The organism is Acidovorax sp. (assembly GCF_047607405.1).
In the GTDB taxonomy this organism is placed as follows: Bacteria; Pseudomonadota; Gammaproteobacteria; order Burkholderiales; family Burkholderiaceae_C; genus Acidovorax.
In genome coordinates this window covers 1-5495 of the sequence record NZ_JASGDA010000026.1, presented here as the reverse complement: position 1 = coordinate 5495, position 5495 = coordinate 1, and the positions used below count along the sequence as shown (strand labels likewise).

The 5495-nt window shown below is 72.5% G+C and carries 4 protein-coding genes and 1 pseudogene; 4 read left to right on the top strand and 1 reads right to left on the bottom strand.

Translation table 11 applies throughout. The features are described 5' to 3' along the window. Positions 1-470: pseudogene (locus QM569_RS03395) on the top strand (hypothetical protein); the annotation flags it as partial. Positions 471-555: 85 nt separating this feature from the next. Continuing rightward, positions 556-1596 (top strand): peptidoglycan-binding protein, encoded by a 1041-nt coding sequence (locus QM569_RS03390; protein WP_414985817.1) that lies wholly within the window; start codon positions 556-558, stop codon positions 1594-1596. Between the two features lie 67 nt (positions 1597-1663). Here QM569_RS03390 and QM569_RS03385 read toward each other — a convergent pair whose 3' ends face one another. Next, a complete protein-coding gene (locus QM569_RS03385; protein ID WP_414985816.1) occupies positions 1664-2524 on the bottom strand; it encodes an AraC family transcriptional regulator in 861 nt (286 codons plus the stop codon). A 64-nt stretch (positions 2525-2588) separates the two neighbouring features. Here QM569_RS03385 and QM569_RS03380 point away from each other — a divergent pair, with 64 nt between their 5' ends. Both QM569_RS03380 and QM569_RS03375 read left to right on the top strand, forming a co-directional pair. Continuing rightward, positions 2589-3857, top strand: coding sequence for an MFS transporter (locus QM569_RS03380; RefSeq protein WP_414985815.1), 1269 nt, complete (start codon positions 2589-2591; stop codon positions 3855-3857). 77 nt (positions 3858-3934) lie between these two features. Beyond that, positions 3935-5296: a hypothetical protein gene (locus QM569_RS03375; RefSeq protein WP_414985814.1), complete on the top strand. Its 1362-nt coding sequence runs from the start codon at positions 3935-3937 to the stop codon at positions 5294-5296. Positions 5297-5495: the final 199 nt, after the last annotated feature.

The following is a 5495-nucleotide window of genomic DNA, read 5'->3' as shown; positions in this document are numbered from 1 at the left end:
GGCTTGAAGCCGCAGCGCCGCTGCCGCCGGGCGCGGCGGTGCTCGATGCGGGCTGCGGCCTGGGCCACGGCCTCATGGCGCTGCGCGTGGCCTATCCCCAGGCGCGGCTGCACGGGCTGGAATGGAGCTGGCCGCTGGCCCTGCTGTGCCGCCTGCGCTGCCCCTGGGCGCGCGTGCGGCGCGGCGACATCTGGGCGGCCGACTGGGGCGAGTACCAGATGGTCTATCTGTTCCAGCGGCCCGAGAGCATGGCCCGCGCGGCGGCCAAGGCGCGCGCCGAGATGGCGCCGGGCAGCTGGCTCGCCAGCCTGGCGTTCGAGGCGCCGGGGCTGGGCGCGGGCGTGCGGCTGCCCTCGTTCGCCGGGCAGGCGGTGTGGGTGTACCAGGTGCCGCAAAGCGTGGAATCCGCCACGCGGGCCGGAGGAAACAACTTGCAAGAAAGCGTGAGGAAACAAGACGCGCGGCTATGATTTCGCGCCGCTCCTGCGCTCCCATGGCCCCCTGGCACCGCGCGCAGGGCACCCATTCACCGAAACGAGAGAGGAAACCCAAGCCATGTCCCGTAAGACCCTGTCGCTCTTGGCGGCTGCCTGCGCCGTCGTCGCCCTCACCGGCTGCGAAACCACCAACATGAAAATGGGCAGCGCCGAGTCCAAGACCGTGGCCACGGGCGCCGCCGCCGGCGGCACCGCCGCCAACGCCAGCAGCCAGCTCGAACGCTGCGCCGCGCCGCTGGGCACGGTGTCGCTGGTCGAGAACCAGGACGCGGGCTGGTACACCATCCTGCGCAACGAATACAAGCTGCCGCCCACGGCCAACCTGCTGCGCCTGCTGATCCAGCAGTCCAACTGCTTCGTCGTGGTGGAGCGCGGCGCGGCGGGCATGCGCGCGATGGACCGCGAGCGCCAGCTCATGGGCTCGGGCGAGATGCGCGGCGGCAGCAACTTCGGCAAGGGCCAGATGGTGGCGTCCGACTACGGCCTGTCGCCCGAGATCATCTTCCAGAACAGCGACGCGGGCGGCATCGGCGGCGCGCTCGGCGGCCTGATCGGCGGCGGGCGCGGCCAGGCCCTGGCGGCCCTGGGCGGCAGCCTGAAGACGCGCGAGGCCAGCGCCATGCTGACGCTGGTGGACAACCGCTCGGGCGTGCAGGTGGCGGCGTCGGAAGGCAGCGCGTCCAAGACCGACTTCGCGGGCTTTGGCGGCGTGTTCGGCGGCGCGGGCGGCGCCGCGCTCGGCGGCTACCAGAACACGGCCCAGGGCAAGGTCATCACGGCAGCCTTCATGGATGCCTACAACCAGATGGTCGTGGCGCTGCGCAACTACCGCTCGCAGGGCGTGCAGGGCCAGGGCCTGGGCGGCGGCGGTCGCCTGACGGTGGACGGCGCCGCAGCGCCCTCGCAGACCAAGGCAGGCGCCACCATGTCCGCGCGCGAGGCGCAGGAGCGCCTGAACGCGCTGGGCTACGACGTGGGCACGCCCGACGGCGCCCTCGGCCCGCGCACGGCCAAGGCGCTGCGCGCCTTCCAGGGCGACCAGGGCCTGCCCGTGACCGGTCGGCTGGACACCGCCACGCGCGACGCGCTGTCGCGCTGAGGATTGAAAGTGCTATAGTGTTTATAGCTGCTGGCGCTTGCTGCATAAGCGCCAGAGGCCAAAAACACTATGAATCTGGCGCCGACTGCCCCAGGAAGCGCCCCGGTGACTGCCCCACCGACTTGCGCACCATGGCGCTGAAGGCACTGGGGCTGTAGCCCAGCTCGGCGGCGATGCGGCCCATGGGCAGGCGGCTTGCCGCCAGGGCCACGGCCTTGGCCAGGATGACCTGCTGGCGCCACTGCGTGAAGGTGCTGCCCAGCTCCTGGCGGAACAGGCGGGCCACGGTGCGCGGGCTGGCGCCCGTGTCGCGCGCCCAGGCGTCCAGCGTGGCGTGGCGCGTGGGGTCGGCCAGCACGGCCTCGCACAGGTGGCGCAGGCGCTTGTCGTGTGGCAGGTCCACGCCCAGCTTCACGGGGGCGGCGCGCGCGAGTTCGTCCAGGATCAGCGCGCTCAGGTGGCGCTCGCGCTGCAGCTCGGCGGCTGCCAGCGGGGCGCCGTCGTCGGGTGCGGTGGGCATTTCGCGCACCACGGCGCGCAGCAATTCGGACACTTCCAGCACGCGGCACTGGCGCCAGGCGGCCTCGTCGGCGCGCGGAACGCCGGGGCCGCAGCGCCCGCGCGGCTGGTGGAAGTACAGCGTGCGCAGCTCCGCGTCTTCGACCATGGTCACGGCATGCTCCACGCCGGGCGGGATCCACAGCGCGCGCGAGGGCGGCACGATGTAGGTGCCCCGGTCCACAGTGAGGCGGATCACGCCCGTGGTGGAGATGGCGACCTGCGCCCATGGGTGGCTGTGCGGCAGCACCTGCGTGTCGGCCGTCAGGTGGCGCAGCTTGGCGCGCACGGGCCGCGCGGCGCTGGGCACGAACAGGTGGGGCGTGAGCGAGTCCACGTACGACACGGAGCGGGCGGGAACGGTTGGCATGTTGGCGACAGAAGTTGTCCGCCTATCGTAAACCTGCCGCGCCCGCCGCGCCTACCATGGCGGCATGACACCTTCCAGCACACCGCCCGCCGCCGCCACGCTGCGGCAAGACGCACGCACCATCGGCCTCATCGGCCTGGCGCACGGCAGCTCGCACTTCTTTCACATGCTGCTGCCGCCGCTGTTCCCGTGGCTGATCGGCGAGTTCCACTACAACTACTCCGAGCTGGGCCTCTTGGTGTCGGTGTTCTTCGTGATCTCGGGCGTGGGGCAGGCGCTGTCGGGCTTCATCGTGGACCGCGTGGGCGCGCGGCCCGTGATGTTCTTCGCGCTGGCCAGCTTTGCCCTCGCCGGGCTGGCGGCGGGCACGGCGCAGGGCTACGCGGGCCTGCTGCTGGCGGCGGCGCTGGCGGGGCTGGGCAATGCGCCGTTCCACCCGGTGGACTTCACCATCCTGAACAAGCGCGTGTCGCCGCAGCGGCTGGGGCACGGCTTTTCGGTGCATGGCATCAGCGGCAACCTGGGCTGGGCGACGGCGCCGGTGTTCATGGCGGGCATCGCCACGGCCACCGGGTCGTGGCGCGCGGCCTGCCTGTGCGGCGGGCTGCTGGCGCTGGCGGTGCTGGGCGTCATGGTGTGGAACCGCGACGCGCTGGACGACCGCCTGGGCGCGTGGGCACACGCGGCCCCCAAGGCGGGCAGCGCTGCGGCCCAGCCGGAGCACCCCATGGCGTTCATGAAACTGCCGTCGGTGTGGCTGTGCTTCTCGTTCTTCTTCTGGAGCACCTGCGCCCTCAGCGCTATCCAGAGCTTTGCCAGCCCGGCGCTGCAGTCCCTGTACGGCCTGCCGCTGTCGGTGACCTCGCTGGTCGTCACCGGCTACATGCTGTGCGGGGCGGCGGGCATGGTGGCGGGCGGCTTTCTGGCGGGGCGCGTGGTGCGGCTGGAGAAGATCATCTCCGTGTGCCTGCTGGCCTCCGCCGCGCTGCTGGTGGCCGTGGGCACGGGCGTTCTGCCGGGCATGGCCGCCGTGGTGGTGGCCTCCGTCGCGGGCCTGGGCACGGGGCTGGCGGGGCCGTCGCGCGACATGCTCATCAAGCGCGCCGCGCCGCCGGGTGCCACGGGCCGCGTCTATGGCACGGTGTATTCGGGGCTGGACCTGGGCTTTTGCGTGGCCGCGCCGGTGTTCGGCGCCCTGCTGGACCGGGGCATGGTCTCAGGCATCTTCTACGGCTCGGCCCTCACCCTGGCGCTGGGCGTTGCGTCCGCAGCGCTGGTGGGTGCGGGCGTGGCGGCGCGCATGCGGCCTGCGGCAGCCACGGCAGGGGTTTGAAGTGTTTTTGGCCGCTAGCGCTTATCCAGCAAGCACAAGCAGCTATTGATTTCATAGTGAATGCAGGAGGCAGGCCCATGACCGCACGGCCACGGCACACCATCGTTCTTTGCGCCGCGCTGGCGCTGGCCGCTTGCGCGCCCTGGCAGGACAAGCCGCGCGCCGCCGCCGAGGCCGCGCCCACGGCGGCGGCGTGCCCGCAGGACATCGCGGCCATCGCCCGCTGCCTGTCTGGCCAGGACTCGGCGGGCGCGTACTACCTCATCGCCCTGCCCCGGGACTGGAACGGCCACCTGGTGCTGCACGCCCACGGCGGGCCTGCGCTGGGTGCGCCGCAGCCCGCGCGCGCCGTGGAAGACCTGGAGCGCTGGTCCATCATGGTCCGCGCGGGCTACGCCTGGGCGGGCAGCACCTTCCGCCAGGGCGGCGTGGCGGTGCGGGCCGCCGCCGAGGACACCGAGCGGCTGCGCCAGATCTTCGTGCGCCACGTGGCCCAGCCCCGGCGCACCCTCCTGCACGGCCAGTCGTGGGGCGCCAGCGTGGCGGCCAAGGGGGCGGAGATGTTCCAGCGCACGGCGGGCGGCCAGCGCCCCTACGACGCCGTGCTGCTGACCAGCGGCGTGCTGGCGGGCGGCACGCGGTCGTACGACTTTCGCACCGACCTGCGCGTGGTCTATCAGTACCTGTGCGGCAACCACCCCCGGCCCACCGAGCCGCAGTACGCGCTCAACACCGGCCTGCCGCCCGGCGACCCGATGACGCAGGCCGACCTGCGCGCGCGCGTGAATGAATGCCTGGCGCTGGACAAGCCCGCCGCCGAGCGCACGCCCGCGCAGCAGCGCAAGGTGCAGACCCTCGTGGACGTGATCCGCATCCCCGCCAGCGCCATCCTGGGTCACTTGAACTGGGCCACCTTTCACTTTCGCGACGTGGTGCAGCACCGCACGGGCGGCGCCAGCCCGTTCGGCAACGCGGGGGCGGTCTATCAGGGCTCGCCGGACGACGCGGCGCTCAACGCAGGCGTGCTGCGCTACCGCGCCGACCCCGAGGCCGTGGCGCGTTTCGCGCAGGATGCCGACCTGCAAGGCAGCATCCCGGTGCCGGTGCTCACGGCCAAGGGCATCGGCGACCCCACGGCCTTCGTCGAGCTGGATGCGCAGTTCAAGGCCACGATGGAGCGCGGCGGCAGCGGCGCGCGGCTGGTGCAGACCTTCACGCGCCACGACACGCACAGCTACCTGAGCGACCCCACCTACCCCACGCTGCTGGCCGCGCTGCTGCGCTGGGTGGACGAGGGCGATGCCGCCAAACCCACGCCCGAGGCCATTGCGCGCCAGTGCGCGCCCATGGAGGCCCGCTTCGGCAAGGGCTGCGCGTTCGCGCCGGACTACGTGCCCGCGCCGCTCGCCACGCGGGTGGCGGAACGCGAGCGGTCTTGAAGAAGCTGTCTGTGAAAAAAGCCCTCGAACGAGGGCCTTTTGCTTCAGTTCAACTCGCCGTACTGGGTGCTGCTCAGGTCGGGGGCGGGCATCTCGGTGTCCTCGAAGCCGGTCGGGCCTGGTGCCGCTGCGGGCGGCAGCAGCGGGCCGGAGCGCACCGGCACGCCAGGCCGGGCCGCCGCCACGGGCGCGGCTGCGG

Coding starts and splice junctions, on each gene's coding strand:
- QM569_RS03380 (WP_414985815.1), top strand. CDS start 2,589: ATGACACCTTCCAGCACACCGCCCGCCGCCGCCACGCTGCGGCAAGAC.
- QM569_RS03375 (WP_414985814.1), top strand. CDS start 3,935: ATGACCGCACGGCCACGGCACACCATCGTTCTTTGCGCCGCGCTGGCG.
- QM569_RS03390 (WP_414985817.1), top strand. CDS start 556: ATGTCCCGTAAGACCCTGTCGCTCTTGGCGGCTGCCTGCGCCGTCGTC.
- QM569_RS03385 (WP_414985816.1), bottom strand. CDS start 2,524: ATGCCAACCGTTCCCGCCCGCTCCGTGTCGTACGTGGACTCGCTCACG.